Below are 19,395 nucleotides of genomic sequence, written 5' to 3' on the forward strand. Positions count from 1 at the left end.
ACAATGAAAAAAGCATTCATATTCGACCTTGATGGCGTAATTGTTGACACGGCTAAATATCATTTTTTAGCTTGGCAAAAGTTGGCCAACCAATTAGGAATCGAATTTACGCACGAACATAACGAAGGTTTAAAAGGCGTGAGCCGTGTACGTTCGTTAGACATTATTTTAGAATTGGGAAACGTACAAGCTTCCCAAGAAGATAAAAACAAATGGTTGGTTCAAAAAAATGAAGAATACCTTTCCTATTTAGTAGACATGGACGAAAGTGAAATTCTTCCAGGTGTACTAAAAGTATTGGAATATTTGAAAAGTAAAAACCAATTCATTGCCTTAGGTTCGGCTAGTAAAAACGCGCGACCTATTTTAGAAAAAACAAACATCATGCACTTTTTTGATGCTATTGTGGATGGTAATGACGTTTCCAATGCAAAACCAGATCCTGAAGTCTTTTTAAGAGCAGCTCAGTTGGTTGGTGTTTCAAATGAGAATGCTATCGTTTTTGAAGATTCGGTGGCCGGAGTTCAAGCGGCTAATATAGCTAACATGATAAGTGTAGGAATAGGTGATAAAACAGTTCTACATGAAGCAAAATACAATTTCAAAGATTTCACTTTTATAGATGAAGCCTTTTTATCTCAATTAATTGGTTAAAAAATAGCCAATTGATAAATTAACAAAATTGACAAATTACAAAAATGAATCAAGATTATATTAAACCCGACAATTGGTCGATTATTGAAGAAGGATTTGATGCAGAGCGAGTTAAATCTTCTGAAAGCTTGTTTAGTATCGGAAACGGTGCTATGGGGCAACGCGCTAATTTTGAAGAATATTATTCAGGAAAAACCTTTCAAGGTTCTTACATTGCCGGAGTTTATTATCCAGATAAAACAAAAGTGGGTTGGTGGAAAAACGGTTACCCAGAGTATTTTGCAAAAGTTTTAAATGCACCAAACTGGATTGGAATCAATGTTGAAATTAACGGTGAAAAACTTGATTTAGCTTCATGTAAAGTAGTGAAAAACTTCCGCCGTGAGTTAAATATGAAAGAAGGTTGGTACAATCGTTCTTTCGAAATTATATTGCAAAATGGTGTTGAAGTTGCGGTAAATGTAAATCGTTTTCTTTCTTTAGAAATCGATGAATTAGGAGCTATTCAATATGAAGTTACGCCACTAAATCAAGATGCAAAGGTTGTTTTTAAACCGTATGTTGATGCCGGAATCGAAAATGAAGATACTAATTGGGAAGAACGTTTTTGGGAAACCTTAGAAGTTAAAAATCAAGATAATCAAGCATATGTAGTAGCTCGAACTTTAAAAACAAAGTTTACGGTTTCAACATATATGTACAATTCGGTTTTGGTAAATGATGCATTTTCTGATGTAAAACCTATTGAGGTAGCAAAAGAAGCTTCAAAAATTTCTTTCTCTTACGAAATAGCCGCTTCAAAAGGGCAAAAAGTAACACTTCAAAAATTTGGTGGTTATGTTTCAAGCATGAATCATCCTGTTGATGAATTGATTTTGGCTTCAAAAAAAGTAATTGAAAAAGCTAACGAAATTAGCTACAATCAATTATTTGAAAACCAAAAACAAGCTTGGGCTAAAATTTGGGAAATGAGCGATATTACTATTGATGGCGATGTAAAAGCGCAACAAGGAATTCGTTTTAATATTTTCCAGTTAAACCAAACCTATTTAGGAAAAGATTCAAGATTAAATATTGGTCCAAAAGGATTTACAGGCGAAAAATATGGCGGTTCTACGTATTGGGATACCGAAGCGTATTGTATTCCTTTCTATATGGCAACCAAAGACCAACAAGTAGCCAGAAATCTATTAGCATATCGATACAATCAATTGGATAAAGCCATTGAAAATGCTGAAAAGTTAGGTTTCAAAAATGGTGCTGCTTTGTATCCAATGGTAACCATGAATGGTGAAGAATGTCATAACGAATGGGAAATTACTTTCGAGGAAATTCACAGAAATGGTGCCATCGCTTTTGCTATTTACAACTATTATAGATTTACAGGTGATTATTCCTATATTCCTGAAAAAGGTTTAGAAGTGTTAATTGGAATTGCGCGTTTTTGGCATCAAAGAGCTACTTTCTCAACTTACAGAAATCAATATGTGATTCTTGGTGTTACGGGACCAAATGAATACGAAAACAACGTGAATAACAATTGGTATACAAATTATATTGCCAAATGGTGTATTCAATATACTTTAGAACAAATTCAAAAAGTGAATTCAGATTACCAATCTGATTTTACTAGAATTATGAATAAGGTAAAATTATCGCAAACTGAAATGGATTCATGGAAAGAAGTTGCAGATAATATGTATTTTCCTTATTCTGAAGAATATGGTGTATATTTACAACAAGACGGATTTTTAGATAAAGAATTGGTAACTGTTGCCGAATTAGATAAAGCGCAACGCCCAATTAACCAAAAATGGTCTTGGGATAGAATTTTACGTTCGCCATATATCAAACAAGCCGATACATTGCAAGGTTTCTATTTCTTCGAAGACCATTTTACAAAAGAAGAATTAGAGAAACATTTTAATTTTTACGAACCATTTACAGTTCATGAGAGTTCATTGTCACCTTGTGTTCATTCCATTCAAGCGGCTGTTTTAGGCAGAATGGAACAAGCGTATACGTTCTACTTACGAACTTCTCGTTTAGATTTAGACGATTATAATAAAGAAGTTCATGAAGGTTTACATATTACATCAATGGCAGGAACTTGGATGAGTATTGTAGAAGGTTTTGGAGGAATGCGTGTTAAAGACGGAAAATTGTCTTTCGAGCCAAAAATTCCTTCGCAATGGAAAGGATTTTCGTTTAAAGTGAATTTCAGAAATACGATCGTAAAAGTTGAAGTAAATCAAAACGAAGTTTCTATAAAAGTAGACGGTGAAAACGATTTTACTGTTTTGGTAAATGGGGAAGAACATAATTGTCATGCTGAATTGGGTTCAGCATCTTAAATAACAAAAAAAACAGATGAAAAAAATTGCAGTAATCTTAGTTGTTGTTCTAAACCTTTTTAATGGTTATGCACAAAAACTAAAATCACCAAACGGAGCATTTGAAATGAATTTTTCACTTTCTAAAAGTGGCGAACCAACGTATGCTTTGTATTTGAAAGGAAAAGAAGTAATTAAGCCTAGTAAATTGGGTTTTTATATTAAAGATGATAAAAAGTCTTTAGTAAATGATTTTGAATTAGTAAATGAAGCTAGAGGTGCACATAACGAAATGTGGAATCCAGTTTGGGGAGAAGAATCAGCAATCAAAAATCATTACAATGAATTAGTGGTAACGCTTAAACAGAAAGAAACCAATAGAAAATTAATCGTTCGTTTCCGTTTGTTTGATGAAGGTTTAGGTTTCCGTTATGAGTTTCCTGAACAAAAAGAGTTGATCTATTTTATCATCAAGGAAGAACGTACAGAGTTTGCAATGACTGGCGATCACACTGCTTTGTGGATTCCGGGTGATTATGATACGCAAGAATACGATTATACGGAATCGAAATTATCAGAAATCAGATCGTTATTTAAATCGGCTTTGACTTCAAATGCTTCGCAAACGCAATTTTCTGAAACAGGCGTGCAAACATCATTAATGATGAAGTCGGCTGATGGATTGTATATCAATTTACACGAAGCAGCGTTAATCGATTATTCGTTAATGAATTTGGATTTAGACGATAAAAACATGGTGTTTAAATCGCATTTAACTCCTGATGCTCGTGGCGATAAAGGTCACATGCAAGCGCCTTTTACTTCACCATGGAGAACGATTATTGCAAGTTACGATGCACGTGATATTTTAGCTTCTCGTATGACGTTGAACTTAAATGATCCTTGTAAACTTGAAGATACGTCTTGGATTAAACCAGTAAAATATGTTGGTGTTTGGTGGGAAATGATTACCGGAAAAAGTTCTTGGGCTTACACCGATGATGTCCCTTCTGTACAATTAGGAATTACAGATTATTCTAAAACGAAACCAAACGGAAAACACGGAGCAACTACTAAACACGTAAAAGAGTTAATCGATTTTGCAGCGCTTCACGGTTTTGATGGTGTTTTAGTAGAGGGTTGGAACCAAGGTTGGGAAGATTGGTTTGGACACGAAAAAGACTATGTTTTCGATTTCGTGTCGCCTTATCCTGATTTTAATGTGGTAGAAATTGAAAATTATGCCAAATCAAAAGGTGTAAAAATGATTATGCATCACGAAACTTCGGGTTCAACTAGAAATTATGAGCGTCATTTAGACAAAGCGTTTCAATTTATGAACGATCATGGTTACGATGCTGCTAAAACAGGTTATGTGGGCAATATTTTACCATTAGGTGAACACCATTATTCGCAATCAATTATCAATCACTACCAATATGTAGTTGAAAAAGCGGCTGATTATAAAATTATGATTAATGCACACGAAGCAGTTCGTCCAACAGGAATTTGTAGAACGTATCCTAATATGATTGGAAACGAATCAGCTCGTGGAACAGAATTCCAAGCTTTCGGCGGTTCAAAAGCAAATCATACTACGATTTTACCTTTCACAAGATTAATTGGTGGACCAATGGATTACACTCCGGGAGTTTTCGAAATGGATATTGCTAATATAAATCCAGATAATAATTCTCATGTAAACGCTACAATTGCAAACCAATTAGCATTGTATGTAACCATGTACAGTCCACTTCAAATGGCTGCTGACTTACCAGAAAATTACAATCGTTTCTTAGATGCGTTCCAATTTATTAAAGATGTTCCGGTTGATTGGTCAACAACAAAATATTTAGAAGCTGAGCCGGGTTACTATTTAACAATTGCTAGAAAAGATAAAAATTCAAACAATTGGTTTGTGGGTAACACTAACGGATACAATAAAAGAAATGCAACAATTAGCTTAGATTTCTTAGAAAAAGGAAAAAAATATGAAGCAACTATTTATGCTGATGCAAAAGATGCGGACTATAAAACAAATCCTCAAGCTTATGTAATTTCGAAACAAAAAGTTACCAATAAAACAAAACTAAAAATGACTTCAGCTGCAGGTGGTGGTTACGCTATCAGTATTGTTGAGGTAAAATAATCATAAATTCCTCCTTTTGTCATGCTGGCGATTGGAGGGATTTTATTAAGTAGACAATTTTAGATTATGAAAAAACTACTGTACATACTTACAACACTATTTACAATTTCAATTTCTGCTCAAATCGATAAAATGGAACCGCCATTTTGGTTTGAAGGAATGAACAAAAGCGAAATTCAAATTCTGTTTTACGGAAAAAATATAGCGCAAAATTCAGTTTCGGTTTCGAATAATGTTGTGATTACAAATGTCACTAAAACTGAGAATCCAAATTATCTTTTCGTTACGATTGATACTAAAAATGTTGCCGCGCAAACGCTGAAGTTTCAATTTAAAAACGGTAAAAAATCATTTTCAAAAGATTTCGAAATCCAAAAGAGAAAAGAAAATTCAGCTAATAGAAAAAGCTTCGATGCTTCAGATGTGATGTATTTGCTAATGCCGGATCGTTTTGCAAATGGTGACGAAAGCAACGATTCTTCTTCAAAATTACAAGAAAAAGGAAATAGAAGTTTACCAGGTGGAAGACATGGTGGCGACATTCAAGGAATCATCGATCATTTAGATTATATCCAAGAATTAGGCGCAACGGCAATTTGGTCAACACCACTTTGCGAAGACAACGATAAAGGCTATTCGTATCACACGTACGGACAATCGGATGTATATCAAATCGATGCGCGTTACGGAACTAATGAAGATTACAAACGTTTAGCTGCGGAAATGCACAAACGCGACATGAAATTAATCAAAGATTATGTAACGAATCACTGGGGCGCTGAACATTGGATGTTTAAAGATATGCCAACGTATGATTGGTTTCATCAATTTCCGGGGTACGCTCAAAGCAATTATCGCATGACTACGCAGTTTGATCCGAACGCTTCTGACCGCGATGCGAAATATTGCATGGACGGATGGTTTGTACCAAGTATGCCCGATTTAAATCAGTCGAATCCATTAGTGTTGAATTACTTAATTCAAAATGCGATTTGGTGGATAGAATATGCCGATTTAGATGGTTATAGAGTAGATACGTATTCGTATAACGATAAAGACGGAATTGCAAAATGGACAAAAGCGATTACTGACGAATATCCTTATTTTAATATTGTTGGGGAAGTTTGGATGCACGATCAAGCCCAAATTTCATATTGGCAAAAAGATAGCCCTATTTCAAAAATTCAAAGTTATAATTCGTATTTACCAAGTGTAATGGATTTTACGTTACATGATGTTTTTGGGAATGTTTTCAATGAAGATAGAGCCGATTGGAGCAACGGAATGATTAAATTTTACGAGAATTTCACCAATGATTTCTTGTATGCAAATCCGAATAATTTGTTGATATTTTTAGAGAATCACGATACAGGTCGTTTTAATCAGATTTATAAAAATGATTTTGCGAAATACCAATTAGGAATTACGTTGTTGGCAACCACTCGTGGAATTCCACAATTATACTATGGTTCCGAAATAGGAATGGCTGGTGATAAAGGAAAAGGCGATGCTGATATTCGTCAAGATTTCCCTGGTGGTTGGAAAGGTGATACTAATAACGCTTTTACCAATTCTGGACGAACTGAAATGCAAAAGAAATTTTTTGATTTCACCAAAAAAGTATTGAATTGGAGAAAGAATAAAGAAGTAATTCATTCGGGGAAATTAACGCATTACATTCCGGAAAATAACGTGTATGTATATTTCCGTCACAACGATAAAGAAAGCGTGATGGTTGTAATTAATAATGATGTAAATAAACATCAAATTAAGAACAGTCATTTTGAAGAAAATTTAAAAAAATACAATTCAGGTATAGATGTTATTTCTGGTAGAAAAATCGATTTAAAACAAGATATTTTAATTGAAGGAAAATCAAGTTTAATTTTAGAATTAAAATAAAACAAAATGAAAAAGACAATTGTTACTGCATTAGCTGTTTTAACTTTATTCAGTTGTAAAAATGAAGAAAAACAAGAAGTAGAAAAACAAGAAGAAAGTATTGTTGCATTTTCTCCTGAAGTAGAAGAAAACGCGGTTATTTACGAAGTAAACATTCGTCAGTATTCGCCTGAAGGAACTTTTAATGCCTTTACAAAAGACATTCCGCAATTGAAAGAATTAGGAGTGAAAATTATTTGGGTAATGCCAATTTTTCCAATTTCTCAAACCAAAAGAAAAGCAACAGGTGGCGATGATAGCAAATTTGCTTCTGAAATGCCTGAAGCGGAACAACAGAAATACTTAGGAAGTTATTATGCAGTTTCCGATTTCAAAAAAGTAAATCCTGAATTTGGAACAATTGAAGACTTTAGAAATTTAGTTAAAACAGCTCATGAAAATGGGATTTATGTTATTTTAGATTGGGTTCCAAATCACACAGGTTGGGATCATGTTTGGATTAAAGAACACCCGGAATTTTATACAAAAAATGCAAAAGGTGAAATTATCGATCCTATTAATCCAGAGACTGGAGAATCTTGGGGTTGGACAGATGTTGCCGATTTGAATTATGATAATAAAGAGCTTCGCAAGGAAATGACTTCTGATATGTTGCATTGGATCAAAAACGAAAACATCGATGGTTTCCGTTGCGATGTGGCAAGTAATGTTCCAACGGATTTTTGGCAACAAGCTATCCCACAATTACGAAAAGAAAAAAATATTTTCATGTTGGCCGAGGCTTGGGAACCGGAATTATTAAAAGAGGGTTTGTTTGATATGGCTTACGGTTGGGAAGCACATCATACCATGAATAGAATCGCTCAAGGGAAAAATACCGTGAAAGATTGGGATAAATTCATGACGGAAAATGAAAGTAAATATAGTTCTGATGATATCCTAATGAATTTTGTAGATAACCACGATGAAAATTCTTGGAACGGTACTATCAAAGGGAGATTAGGGAAAGCAGAAGAAGCAATGACTGCTTTATCTTATGTGATGCCTGGAATGCCATTAATTTACAGTGGAAATGAATACGGTTTGAATCACAGTTTGAAGTTTTTTGAAAAAGATTCTATTCCAAAAACAAAAGGAAAAGATTGGGAATTAAGAGCAAAATTAGGAAAATTAAAATCAGAAACTCTGGCTTTAAATGGTGGAAAAAGCAAAGCAAACTATACTAGAATTAAAACGGATGATGATGCCAATGTTTTAGCTTTTGTTCGTGAAAAAAATGGTAAAAAAGTAGTTTATATTGCGAATTTTTCAAACAATCCAATAAATACAAAAATTGCGATTACAGGTGAATTTATAAATTATATGACAGGTAAAATGATGGGGCTAAACGAAAAACAAGTTTACACAATTTTGCCTTGGCAATACTTTGTATTGGTAAATTAGTAATTTTTAAAGTTTTCTTTTTTGGTTTAAATATTTATTAACTTAATTAATTATCATTATGAAAAAAACATTACTTATTAGTCTTATCTTGTTTTTTCAGTTTGTTCAATCTCAGTTGATAGTTACTCCGAATCCTTTTGGAATGAATAGTGGCACTTTAACTGTAACGTATGGTTCAACAGGAGATTATTCTTTATTTGATCCATTAGGAAACCTTAATTTATATCTCTATACAGGTTTAGAAACAGACGGGGTTTCATCAACATGGGATTATCATGATATTTGGACTGATCCAGGAACTTTAATTCCATTAACTTGGAATAGCTCTGTTGGTGCATATGTAGCAACTTTAAATTTAGCAACTAGAAATTATTTTAGTGAGTTTACTCAAACTAGTGGATTAATTCCTCAGTCTACTTATGTGAATAATTGGTATTTTATCATAAGAAATTTTAATGGTAGCAGACAATCCGCGAATTTGATTGGAACCAATTATGGATTTACCCCGGGCACCTTATCTTCAGTTGATTTTCAACAAGAGGTAAAAGTGAGCGTCGTAAAAGGAAATGTTTTAAATTTATCTGCTAATGACATTCATCTTGATATTTATTCAATTACGGGTCAAAAAATAAAATCGGTATTGGTTTTATCGGGTAATGAACTGAACTTGCAGCTATCAGATAGAGGAATTTACTTTGCTAGAGTTACTTCTAATGAAAAGGAAAACTGGATTAAATTTATTTTTTAAACAAAATATAATTGCCTTGAACTACTATTTATAAAAAAATAAATAGTAGTTTTTTTATGTTCGATTATTAAATTTAAACAATTTAAATAATTATAACTTTGCAAAAAATAAATCATTTGAACTCAAAATACGATATTATCATCATTGGCGGAGGCGCAGCTGGATTTTTCACTGCAATTAATATTGTAGAGAAAAATTTAAAACTGAAAGTAGCTATTTTAGAACGAGGAAAAAGCGTTTTAGAAAAAGTACGTATTTCTGGTGGTGGTCGTTGTAATGTGACACATGCGTGTTTTGTGCCGAATGATTTAGTGAAATTTTATCCAAGAGGCGAAAAGGAATTAAAAGGTCCGTTTCATCAATTTTGTTCTGGCGATACGATTGAATGGTTTGAGAAACATGGAGTTGAACTAAAAATTGAAGATGATGGTAGAATGTTTCCCGTTTCTAATTCGTCTCAAACAATAATTGATTGTTTTTTAAAAGCGTCTCAAAAACTTAAAATCGATGTTTTAACGAGTCATAGTGTTCAGGAATTGTATCAAGGAGGTGATTATTGGAAAATATCTACAAATCAAGAGGTTTTTAGTTGTCAAAAAGTGATAGTGGCAACCGGTAGTAATCCGAAAATGTGGGAACTGCTACAAAATCTTGGGCATTCTATTATTCAACCTGTTCCATCGCTATTTACATTTAATATTAAAGATTCTCGAATCAAAGATTTGATGGGACTTTCGGCTTTGGCTTCGGTAAAAGTGAAGAAATCGAAATTGCAAGCATCTGGACCTTTGTTAATTACTCATTGGGGAATGAGTGGACCTGGAATTTTACGCCTTTCGGCATGGGGAGCTCGAGAATTAGCGGTTAAAAAATATCAGTTTGCAATCCAAGTCAATTGGTTAAACGAAGTTTCTTTTGAAGAAGCTATCGATTTGTTGAAAGAAATTAAGGAAGAAAATTCTAAAAAATTAGTTGCGAAATATGCCCAATTCGATTTGCCAAAGCGACTTTGGGAAAACCTGGTAAAAGCCTCAGGAATTTCAGTAAAAGCCTCAGGAATTTCAGATGAAACCAAATGGGCTGATGTCAACAAAAAGCAATTGAATGCTTTAGTTGAACAACTAACCAATGCCGAATTTCAAGTAAACGGAAAAAGTACGTTTAAAGAAGAATTCGTAACTGCTGGCGGAATCGACTTGAAAGAAGTGAACTTCAAAACAATGGAAAGTAAAATTTTACCAAACCTGTATTTTGCAGGAGAAATTTTAAATATCGATGCCATTACCGGCGGATTCAACTTTCAAAATGCTTGGACAGGTGGTTTTATTGTAGCAAATTCTATTTCTGAAGCAAATTAATTATCGGTTCAACCAATAAATACTTCCCGTTAAAATTGTAGCAAATCCAACCCATGCTAAGTATGGAATTAATAAATACCCAGCTCTTTTATCAATTTGCTTGAAAATATAATATGTTTCATAAATAACTAACCAAAGCAAAATAATTTCGATTAAGGCTAATAGGATATTGTTTAATCCAAAAAACAAATACGACCATAAAGCGTTTAAAAGTAATTGAATGGTAAAAAACAACAAACCTTTTTTAACCAATTCTTTGTTGCTTTCTAATTTGTTCCAAACCATTCCAGCTGCTATTCCCATCAGGATGAAAAGGATTGTCCAAACTGGTGCAAAAACTGAATTTGGAGGATTGAAAATTGGCTTTTTAATTAATGGATACCAAGTGGTTATGCTTGATTGCGTTACGTTGCTTGACAAGTAACCTACGGCCAAACAAATGGCAACACAATATACTATTTTAAGATATTTGCTCATATTTTCAATTTTATAGGCAAATTAACGAAATATCAAGGGAACAAATCAATCAAAATCGGTATTTTTGTCAAAATTTTAAGCTATGCTTACTGAAAAAGATTTTATAGCAACATCCTATAATTCCATTGAATCGGCAAGTTTCGAGTGGAGTGCGCCTAGCAATATTGCATTAGTAAAATATTGGGGAAAAAAAGAAAATCAAATTCCTGCAAACCCTTCAATCAGTTTTACATTAAACAATTGTAAAACAATCACAAAATTAGAAGTAGTCAAAAAATCGGAAAACACTAGTTTTTCATTCGATTTACTTTTTGAAGGTCAACCAAAAGAAGATTTCAAGCCAAAAATTCAAAAATTCTTCGAAAGAATTGAAAAATATTGTCCGTTTTTAAAAGAATATCATTTTAAAATCGACACACAAAACACCTTTCCTCATAGTTCAGGTATTGCCTCATCTGCATCTGGAATGGCGGCTTTAGCAATGAATATTATGAGTTTAGAAAAAGCAATCAATTCAACTATTTCAGATGATTATTTCTACTCAAAAGCTTCTTTTTTAGCAAGATTAGGTAGTGGTAGCGCTTGTAGAAGTGTCAAAGGAGAAGTGGTGGTTTGGGGTAATCATGCCGAAATTAGTGAAAGTTCGGATTTATTTGGAGCTGAATTTTCGGAAATGCATTCTAACTTTAAAAACTATCAAGACACGATTTTATTAGTAGATAAAGGTGAAAAACAAGTTTCGAGTACGGTTGGACACGATTTAATGCACAATCATCCTTATGCAGAAAGAAGATTTGCTCAAGCGCATGAAAATTTGTCAAATATAAAAGCCATTTTAACTTCTGGAAATATTGAAAAGTTTATTAAAGTTGTAGAAAGTGAAGCTTTAACTTTGCATGCTATGATGATGACTTCAATGCCGTATTTTATTTTAATGAAACCTAATACATTGGAGATTATTAATAAAATTTGGAAGTTCAGAAACGAGACTAAAATACCGGTTTGTTTTACATTAGATGCGGGTGCAAATGTGCATGTTTTGTATCCTGAAAATGTAAAAGAAAATGTGTTGCAATTTATTCAATATGAATTAGTTGGCTATTGTCAAAATGGTCAGTATATTTGCGACCAAATTGGTAATGGAAGTCAATTGATAATTGATAATTAACAATTGATAATGGAGAAGAAAAATGTTATAAAAGAAAAATCTTTTGAATTCGCTAAAGAAATTGTGTACCTTTATGAGGTTTTAGCAGATAAAAAAGAATTTGTTTTATCAAAACAATTATTACGTTCAGGAACTTCAATTGGAGCTAATGTTAGAGAATCTGAGCATGCTCAAAGTAAAGCTGACTTTGTTCATAAATTGTCAATTTCGCTTAAAGAAGCAAATGAAACGGAATATTGGTTAGATTTGTTGTATGAAACAAATTATCTGTCAGAAGAAGAGTTTCTTAATGTAAAAAATAAAAATATAGAGATATTGAAATTACTTACAAGTATAATCAATACTTCAAAAAAATAAATAATTATCAATTATTCATTATTAATTGTCAATTAAAAACTATGAAAGGACCACTTTTTTATTCAAAAATATTACTTTTCGGAGAGTATGGAATTATCCAAGATTCGAAAGGACTTTCAATTCCTTATAATTTCTATAATGGTGCTTTGAAAAATGATGGAAATACATCTGAAAGCGCTATTAAATCTAATGAAAGTTTAAAAAAATTCGTTGATTATTTGGAGCAATTACAAGTAAATCAACCTGAATTAGTAACTTTTAATTTAGGTGCTTTAAAGCAAGATGTTACTAGTGGAATGTATTTTGATTCTAGTATTCCGCAAGGATATGGAGTAGGAAGTAGTGGTGCTTTAGTAGCAGCGATTTACGATAAATATGCCAATGATAAAATCACGGTTTTAGAAAATTTAACGCGTGAAAAATTATTGCAATTAAAAACGATTTTCTCTCAAATGGAATCGTTTTTCCACGGAAAAAGTTCTGGTTTAGATCCGTTGAACAGTTATTTGAGTATTCCAATTTTAATCAATTCGAAAGATAACATTGAACCAACTGGAATTCCAACGCAAAGTACACAAGGAAAAGGTGCTGTTTTTTTAATTGATTCTGGAATCGTAGGTGAAACAGCTCCAATGGTTTCTATTTTTATGGAAAACTTAAAAGACAATGGTTTCCGTACGATGTTAAAATCACAATTCATAAAATATACAGATGCTTGTGTGGAAAACTTCTTACATGGCGACGTAAAATCGTTACTTGAAAATACCAAGCAATTATCAAAAGTGGTTTTAAATAACTTTAAACCAATGATTCCTGAACAATTCCATCAAGTTTGGCAAAAAGGAATCGACACAAACGATTACTATTTAAAATTATGTGGTTCTGGCGGTGGCGGTTATATTTTAGGATTTACGCAAGATTTAGATAAAGCGAAAGAATCACTAAAAGACTATAAATTGGAAGTAGTTTATAATTTTTAGATAGGTAATAGGTTATTGGTAATAGGTAATGGGGTTTTATATTTTCATACCAATTACCAATCACCCATAACCTAAAACCATTAAAGAAATGCTTACACGCAAATCCAAATTAGTCCTTACAAAAATCTTCAGCTTCTTTTCTGTGATTAGAGGTTATAATATTTGGGTCGTGGCATTAGCACAATATCTTTCTGCTATATTCATCTTGGCTCCCGAAAAAAGAGCTTTAGATATTATTTTAGATTGGCGTTTGTTTCTAATCGTTTTAGCTTCTACACTTACAATTGCTTCGGGTTATATTATCAATAATTTTTACGATGCTAAAAAGGATTTAATTAATCGTCCAAAAAAAGCCATGATAGACCGTTTGGTGAGTCAGGAAACGAAATTAAAAGTTTATTTTGGAATTAATTTCGTGGTCGCTTTTTTGATGTTTTTTATTTCTTGGCGAGCGGTTTTGTTTTTTTCAACTTACATTTTTCTAATTTGGTTTTATTCGCATAAGTTGAAGAAAATGTTTTTAATAGGAAACATCACGGCGGCAGTTTTAGCAGTATTACCATTCTTTGGAATTTTAATGTATTACAAGAATTTTTACAATGTTATTTTTGCGCATGCGATTTTCTTGTTGTCGTTGATTTTAATTCGCGAATTAATCAAAGATTTGGAAAATATTGAAGGTGATTTGGTTGCCGATTATAAAACTATTCCGGTAGTTTTTGGTGAAAAAATGGCAAAAACAATAATGACGGTTTTAACAATTTCAACTTTAATTCCAGTTTATTTTTTGATTGAAGTTTATGATGTAGGTTACATGGATATTTACTTCTATCTAAGTTTAATTGGTTTGCTGTTTTTTACATTGTTATTGTGGAAATCTTCATCAAAAACCGATTATTTAAAACTTCATTTTTTATTGAAATTTATTATTGTTTCAGGAGTTTTTTGTATAGTTTTAATAGAACCTTCTGTTTTAATTCATGGCAAAAAATTGATTTCAACATATTAGTTATATCTTTGCAAAAATTGTTTAGAATATGTCACGTCATCAAGATAGCGATAAAAGTCGTCCGGGTTCAGGAAGACAAGGAGGGTACAAGAAAGATAGTAATTCAAGAGGTAATGCGCCAATTCGTAAATCACCATCTAAATTTGCATCAAAACCTGACGCAACGAAACCAGCTGCAGCTAAAGGGCCAAAATCTCCAAAAAAACCATCTAATCCAGATGAAATTCGTCTAAATCGTTATATTTCTAATTCGGGAATGTGTAGCCGTAGAGATGCGGATATTTACATTCAAAGTGGGAATGTAAAGGTAAATGGTGTGGTAATTACCGAAATGGGTTACAAAGTAAAATTAACCGATTCAGTTCAGTTCGACGGTGTGAATATTACACCAGAAAAGAAAGAATATATCTTGTTGAATAAACCTAAAAACTTCTCTACAGCAGGAGACGATTCGCAAGGCTCAGCTAATGTTTTGGACTTAGTTCGAAATGCAACTAAAGCCAAATTACAACCTGTAGGAAGAATGGACAAAACCACAACCGGTTTGTTGTTGTTTACTAATGATAACGAAATCATTCAAAAATTCACGGCGCCAAATCAACGTTCATCTAAAGTGTATCAAGTAACATTAGATAAAAATTTGAAGTTTGAAGATTTAGAGCGTATCCAAAAAGGATTAACTATTGATGAACACCGTGTTTACGTTGAGGAAATTTCATACATTGAAAATGAACCGAAAAGTGAAATCGGTTTAAAAATGAAAACTTCAAACGTAAAAATCGTTCGTAGAATTTTCGAACATTTAAAATATGATGTTTTAAAAGTAGACCGCGTAACATTCGCAGGTTTAACTAAGAAAAATTTACCTAGAGGCGATTGGAGATTCTTAACAGAGCAAGAAATCATCAACCTTAAAAATGCTTAAACGTATTTTTTGAAACACATAGGCACATAGATTATTTTATGTGTCTTTTTTTATGAATTTTTCACAACGCTATGTTTTCTATGCGCAGTGAAACGACTTTTTTTAAAACTATGGAACCTATATGCCTATGTGTTTCAAATAAAAAATAAAATAATCTATGCCAAATCAACTACAACAAATCGCCATTCGATGGTTCGATGCTTTCAATACAAAAAACTTAGAAAAATTATTAGAATTATACGACGAAGAAGCCCAACATTTCAGTCCGAAATTAAAAATTCGTCAACCCGAAACCAATGGTTTAATAATCGGAAAAGAAGCTATGCGCGTTTGGTGGCAAGACGCTTTTGATAGATTACCAACGTTACATTACAAAGTAACTTCGTTAACCGCCAACACCGACCGAGTTTTCATGGAATACACACGTCAAGTAGCAGGTGAAGCAGATATGTTAGTAGCCGAAGTTTTAGAAATTAAAGATGGGAAAATTGTGTTTTCTAGGGTTTATCATGGGTAATGATATTCTTTTTTTGTCATTTCGACGTAAGGAGAAATCACATAATGTTAAACTTTTATAGATGACCATTTATCAACTAAAGACGCGAAATGACTTGTTTGTGGAGTAGATTTTCCATCTATTGTTAGACTTTCAACTTCTAAGTCTATTAGTAAATCAATTATATCGTTTAATTGATTTTTTGATAAATCTATATTGTAATGATTGGTTTCTATGTCTTCCTCTCTATTGTGCTTTTCAGGTTTAGCAATTTTGTTGTTATTCAAAATGTCGAGTAATTTATCTACTAAAGCAATATTTTCAGTTTTTGCTAACTCATTAATTGTAGATTTAATTGTAAGATAATCAATGATATTTTTCATTTTTGTTTACTTACATTTAGTTACCCCTCAAAAACATAATCCGCATAAACCTGCTCAATCTCAGTAAACACATCTAACAATTGATTGATTCCATCTGTGGTAACCAATTTTTGTTTGTATTCTTTAAAACCGTGAATGCCTTTGAAATAATTGGTGTAATGACGACGCATTTCGTTGATTCCTAAACGTTCGCCTTTCCATTCAACACTCCAAATTAAGTGATTTCTTGCGGCTTCAATTCGGTCTCTCATGCTTGGCGGAGCTAATTTTTCTCCTGTAGCAAAATAATGTTTAATTTCATTAAAAATCCAAGGATAACCAATCGCAGCACGACCAATCATCATACCATCTAAACCGTATTTGTTTTTGTATTCCAATGCTTTTTCAGGAGAATCAATATCACCATTTCCAAAAATAGGCATTGTAATTCTAGGATTTTCCTTCACGCGTTGAATGTGCGACCAATCTGAATGCCCTTTATACATTTGCGCACGTGTTCTTGCATGAATGGTTAAAGCTTGCACGCCAATATCTTGTAAACGTTCGGCTACTTCATCAATATTTATTGAATTTTCATCCCAACCCAAACGCGTTTTTACGGTAACTGGCAAACTCGTTCCTTTAATAACTGCTTTTGTTAGACGAATCATCAAATCAACATCTTTTAAAACACCTGCTCCAGCTCCTTTACAAACAACTTTTTTAACTGGGCAACCAAAATTGATGTCGACCAAATCAGGTTGAACAGTGTCTACAATTTTTGCCGACATTTCCATTGCTTCTTCATCGCCACCAAAAATCTGAATACCAACAGGGCGTTCGTAATCAAAAATATCTAGTTTTTGTTTGCTTTTCATAGCATCACGAATCAATCCTTCCGATGAGATAAATTCAGAATACATTAAGTCAGCACCATGCAATTTACATAAACGACGAAATGGTGGGTCGCTTACATCTTCCATTGGAGCTAATAATAAAGGAAAATCGGGTAGTATAATGTTACCAATTTTAGGCATTGTGCATCAATTTTTTGCAAAGATATGAATTTTTTAAATCGTATTGGTTTACATAGTCTTCATACGTTTAAAATCCAAAACTTTAGTTTATATTTGCAGATTAAACGACAAGGGTTTTGAAGATGAAAATGGCTCTTGTACTTGAACTTTACATTCAAAGATGAAACACATTAGAAATTTTTGCATAATTGCACACATTGACCACGGAAAAAGTACGTTAGCCGACAGATTGTTGAGTGCTACACAAACCGTTTCGGCTCGCGAAGAAAAAGCCCAGTTGCTAGATAACATGGACTTAGAGCGCGAACGTGGGATTACCATAAAAAGTCACGCCATTCAAATGGAGTACAAATACAAAGGAGAAGATTATATCTTAAACTTAATTGACACTCCAGGTCACGTGGATTTCTCGTATGAGGTTTCTCGTTCGATTGCGGCTTGTGAAGGTGCTTTGTTGATTGTTGATGCAGCGCAAAGTATTCAGGCACAAACCATTTCAAATTTATATTTGGCTTTAGAGAATGACTTGGAAATTATTCCGGTTTTAAATAAGGTAGATTTACCAAGTGCTAATCCTGAAGAAGTTAGTGATGATATTATCGATTTATTAGGATGTGATTTAGAAGATATCATTCACGCTTCTGGAAAAACAGGTTTTGGTGTAGAAAATATTTTAGCGGCAATTATTGAGAAAATTCCAGCTCCTAAAGGAAATAAAGATGAGCCACTTCAAGCTTTGATTTTTGATTCGCACTACAATCCATTTAGAGGAATTGAAGTAATTTTCCGTGTTGTCAACGGGGAAATGAAAAAAGGTCAGAAAATTAAATTCATGGCAACTGGAAATGAATATTTTGCTGATGAAGTAGGAACTTTGAAATTAAATCAAGTGCCTAAAAATGTCATTTCTGCTGGAGATGTAGGCTATTTGGTTTCTGGAATTAAAGAAGCAAAAGAAGTAAAAGTTGGGGATACGATTACCGATGCGAAAGAACCAACTCAAAATGCCATTCAAGGATTTGAAGATGTAAAACCAATGGTTTTCGCTGGAATTTATCCTGTAGATACTGAAGATTACGAAGATTTACGTGCTTCGATGGAAAAATTGCAATTGAACGATGCGTCATTAGTTTTCCAAGCGGAAAGTTCGGCTGCATTAGGATTTGGTTTCCGTTGTGGATTCTTAGGAATGTTACACATGGAAATTATCCAAGAACGTTTAGAGCGTGAGTTTGATATGACTGTAATTACTACGGTTCCTAACGTTTCGTATCATGCGTTCACAAAAAAAGAGCCTGATACTGTTTTAATCGTAAACAATCCGTCAGATTTACCAGAACCTTCAAAATTAGATAGAGTAGAAGAGCCTTATATCAAAGCGACTATCATTACAAAATCAGATTTCGTTGGAAACGTAATGAGTTTGTGTATCGAAAAACGTGGTTTAATAACAAATCAAACGTATTTAACACCAGAACGTGTTGAATTGAATTTCGATATGCCATTAGCGGAAATCGTATTTGATTTTTATGATAGATTAAAAACGGTTTCTAAGGGTTATGCTTCTTTTGATTATCATCCAATAGGAATGCGCGAATCAAAATTAGTTCGTTTAGACGTTTTATTAAATGCGCAACCAGTAGATGCACTTTCAGCATTAATTCATGAGAGTAACGCTTACAACATTGGTAAAAAAATGTGCGAAAAACTAAAAGAATTAATACCAAGACAACAATTTGATATTCCTATTCAAGCAGCAATTGGAGCTAAAGTTATTGCTCGTGAGACTATCAAAGCTTTAAGAAAAGATGTAACTGCTAAATGTTACGGAGGAGATATTTCGCGTAAACGTAAACTTTTAGAAAAACAGAAAAAAGGTAAAAAACGTATGCGTCAAGTTGGAAACGTAGAAATTCCTCAAGAAGCATTTATGGCTGTTTTGAAATTAAACGATTAGAGAAAAATTAAATAATTAACAAAAAGTTTGAATATTTTTT

At 33.0% G+C, this 19,395-nt stretch carries 17 protein-coding genes; 14 read left to right on the plus strand and 3 right to left on the minus strand.

From position 1 onward, the window contains the following. Window positions 1–3 precede the first annotated feature (3 nt). The 7 genes from pgmB (at window position 4) to LOS89_RS01345 (ending at window position 10,587) form a co-directional block, all read left to right on the plus strand. Window positions 4–654 carry a beta-phosphoglucomutase gene (gene pgmB, locus LOS89_RS01315; protein WP_231835929.1) on the plus strand — a complete coding sequence of 217 codons (651 nt, stop codon included), beginning with the start codon at window positions 4–6 and terminating at the stop codon, window positions 652–654. A gap of 44 nt (window positions 655–698) precedes the next feature. Next, window positions 699–3,008, plus strand: a complete 2,310-nt coding sequence (gene mdxK, locus LOS89_RS01320; RefSeq protein WP_231835930.1) for a maltose phosphorylase MdxK — start codon at window positions 699–701, stop codon at window positions 3,006–3,008. A gap of 16 nt (window positions 3,009–3,024) precedes the next feature. Beyond that, on the plus strand, window positions 3,025–5,136 hold the full coding sequence (locus LOS89_RS01325; protein WP_231835931.1) for a glycoside hydrolase family 97 protein: 2,112 nt from the start codon (window positions 3,025–3,027) through the stop codon (window positions 5,134–5,136). Between the two features lie 66 nt (window positions 5,137–5,202). Then, a complete protein-coding gene (locus tag LOS89_RS01330) occupies window positions 5,203–7,038 on the plus strand; it encodes a glycoside hydrolase family 13 protein (protein WP_231835932.1) in 1,836 nt (611 codons plus the stop codon). A 6-nt stretch (window positions 7,039–7,044) separates the two neighbouring features. Beyond that, window positions 7,045–8,481, plus strand: a complete 1,437-nt coding sequence (locus LOS89_RS01335) for an alpha-amylase family glycosyl hydrolase (RefSeq protein WP_231835933.1) — start codon at window positions 7,045–7,047, stop codon at window positions 8,479–8,481. A 58-nt stretch (window positions 8,482–8,539) separates the two neighbouring features. Then, window positions 8,540–9,229 (plus strand): T9SS type A sorting domain-containing protein, encoded by a 690-nt coding sequence (locus tag LOS89_RS01340; protein WP_231835934.1) that lies wholly within the window; start codon window positions 8,540–8,542, stop codon window positions 9,227–9,229. A gap of 116 nt (window positions 9,230–9,345) precedes the next feature. After that, window positions 9,346–10,587 carry a BaiN/RdsA family NAD(P)/FAD-dependent oxidoreductase gene (locus LOS89_RS01345; protein ID WP_231835935.1) on the plus strand — a complete coding sequence of 414 codons (1,242 nt, stop codon included), beginning with the start codon at window positions 9,346–9,348 and terminating at the stop codon, window positions 10,585–10,587. Here LOS89_RS01345 and LOS89_RS01350 read toward each other — a convergent pair whose 3' ends face one another. Continuing rightward, window positions 10,588–11,064 carry a TspO/MBR family protein gene (locus LOS89_RS01350; protein WP_231835936.1) on the minus strand — a complete coding sequence of 159 codons (477 nt, stop codon included), beginning with the start codon at window positions 11,062–11,064 and terminating at the stop codon, window positions 10,588–10,590. An 82-nt stretch (window positions 11,065–11,146) separates the two neighbouring features. On the opposite strand from LOS89_RS01350, the gene LOS89_RS01355 reads away from it, so the two are divergent. From LOS89_RS01355 to LOS89_RS01380, 6 genes are all read left to right on the plus strand, one after another. After that, window positions 11,147–12,232 (plus strand): diphosphomevalonate decarboxylase, encoded by a 1,086-nt coding sequence (locus LOS89_RS01355; protein ID WP_231835937.1) that lies wholly within the window; start codon window positions 11,147–11,149, stop codon window positions 12,230–12,232. A gap of 9 nt (window positions 12,233–12,241) precedes the next feature. Continuing rightward, complete coding sequence (locus tag LOS89_RS01360; protein ID WP_231835938.1) at window positions 12,242–12,589, plus strand: four helix bundle protein; 348 nt, start codon at window positions 12,242–12,244, stop codon at window positions 12,587–12,589. Between the two features lie 41 nt (window positions 12,590–12,630). After that, a complete protein-coding gene (locus LOS89_RS01365) occupies window positions 12,631–13,569 on the plus strand; it encodes a mevalonate kinase family protein (RefSeq protein WP_231835939.1) in 939 nt (312 codons plus the stop codon). Window positions 13,570–13,657: 88 nt separating this feature from the next. Beyond that, the gene (locus LOS89_RS01370) at window positions 13,658–14,578 is read left to right on the plus strand and encodes a geranylgeranylglycerol-phosphate geranylgeranyltransferase (RefSeq protein ID WP_231835940.1); all 921 of its coding nucleotides are present in this window, start codon (window positions 13,658–13,660) and stop codon (window positions 14,576–14,578) included. 28 nt (window positions 14,579–14,606) lie between these two features. Next, window positions 14,607–15,503 (plus strand): pseudouridine synthase, encoded by an 897-nt coding sequence (locus LOS89_RS01375; protein WP_231835941.1) that lies wholly within the window; start codon window positions 14,607–14,609, stop codon window positions 15,501–15,503. 157 nt (window positions 15,504–15,660) lie between these two features. Further along, window positions 15,661–16,020: a nuclear transport factor 2 family protein gene (locus LOS89_RS01380; protein ID WP_231835942.1), complete on the plus strand. Its 360-nt coding sequence runs from the start codon at window positions 15,661–15,663 to the stop codon at window positions 16,018–16,020. A gap of 47 nt (window positions 16,021–16,067) precedes the next feature. On the opposite strand, the gene LOS89_RS01385 is transcribed toward LOS89_RS01380, so the two are convergent. Together LOS89_RS01385 and dusB are read right to left on the minus strand one after the other, a co-directional pair. Beyond that, entirely contained in the window at window positions 16,068–16,382 is a 315-nt protein-coding gene (locus LOS89_RS01385; RefSeq protein WP_231835943.1) for a hypothetical protein, read from the minus strand. 20 nt (window positions 16,383–16,402) lie between these two features. After that, the gene (gene dusB, locus LOS89_RS01390) at window positions 16,403–17,398 is read right to left on the minus strand and encodes a tRNA dihydrouridine synthase DusB (protein ID WP_231835944.1); all 996 of its coding nucleotides are present in this window, start codon (window positions 17,396–17,398) and stop codon (window positions 16,403–16,405) included. Between the two features lie 160 nt (window positions 17,399–17,558). On the opposite strand from dusB, the gene lepA reads away from it, so the two are divergent. Then, entirely contained in the window at window positions 17,559–19,355 is a 1,797-nt protein-coding gene (gene lepA / locus LOS89_RS01395) for a translation elongation factor 4 (RefSeq protein WP_231835945.1), read from the plus strand. The last annotated feature ends 40 nt before the right edge of the window (window positions 19,356–19,395 follow it).

The organism is Flavobacterium channae, assembly GCF_021172165.1.
Taxonomy (GTDB): domain Bacteria; phylum Bacteroidota; class Bacteroidia; order Flavobacteriales; family Flavobacteriaceae; genus Flavobacterium; species Flavobacterium channae.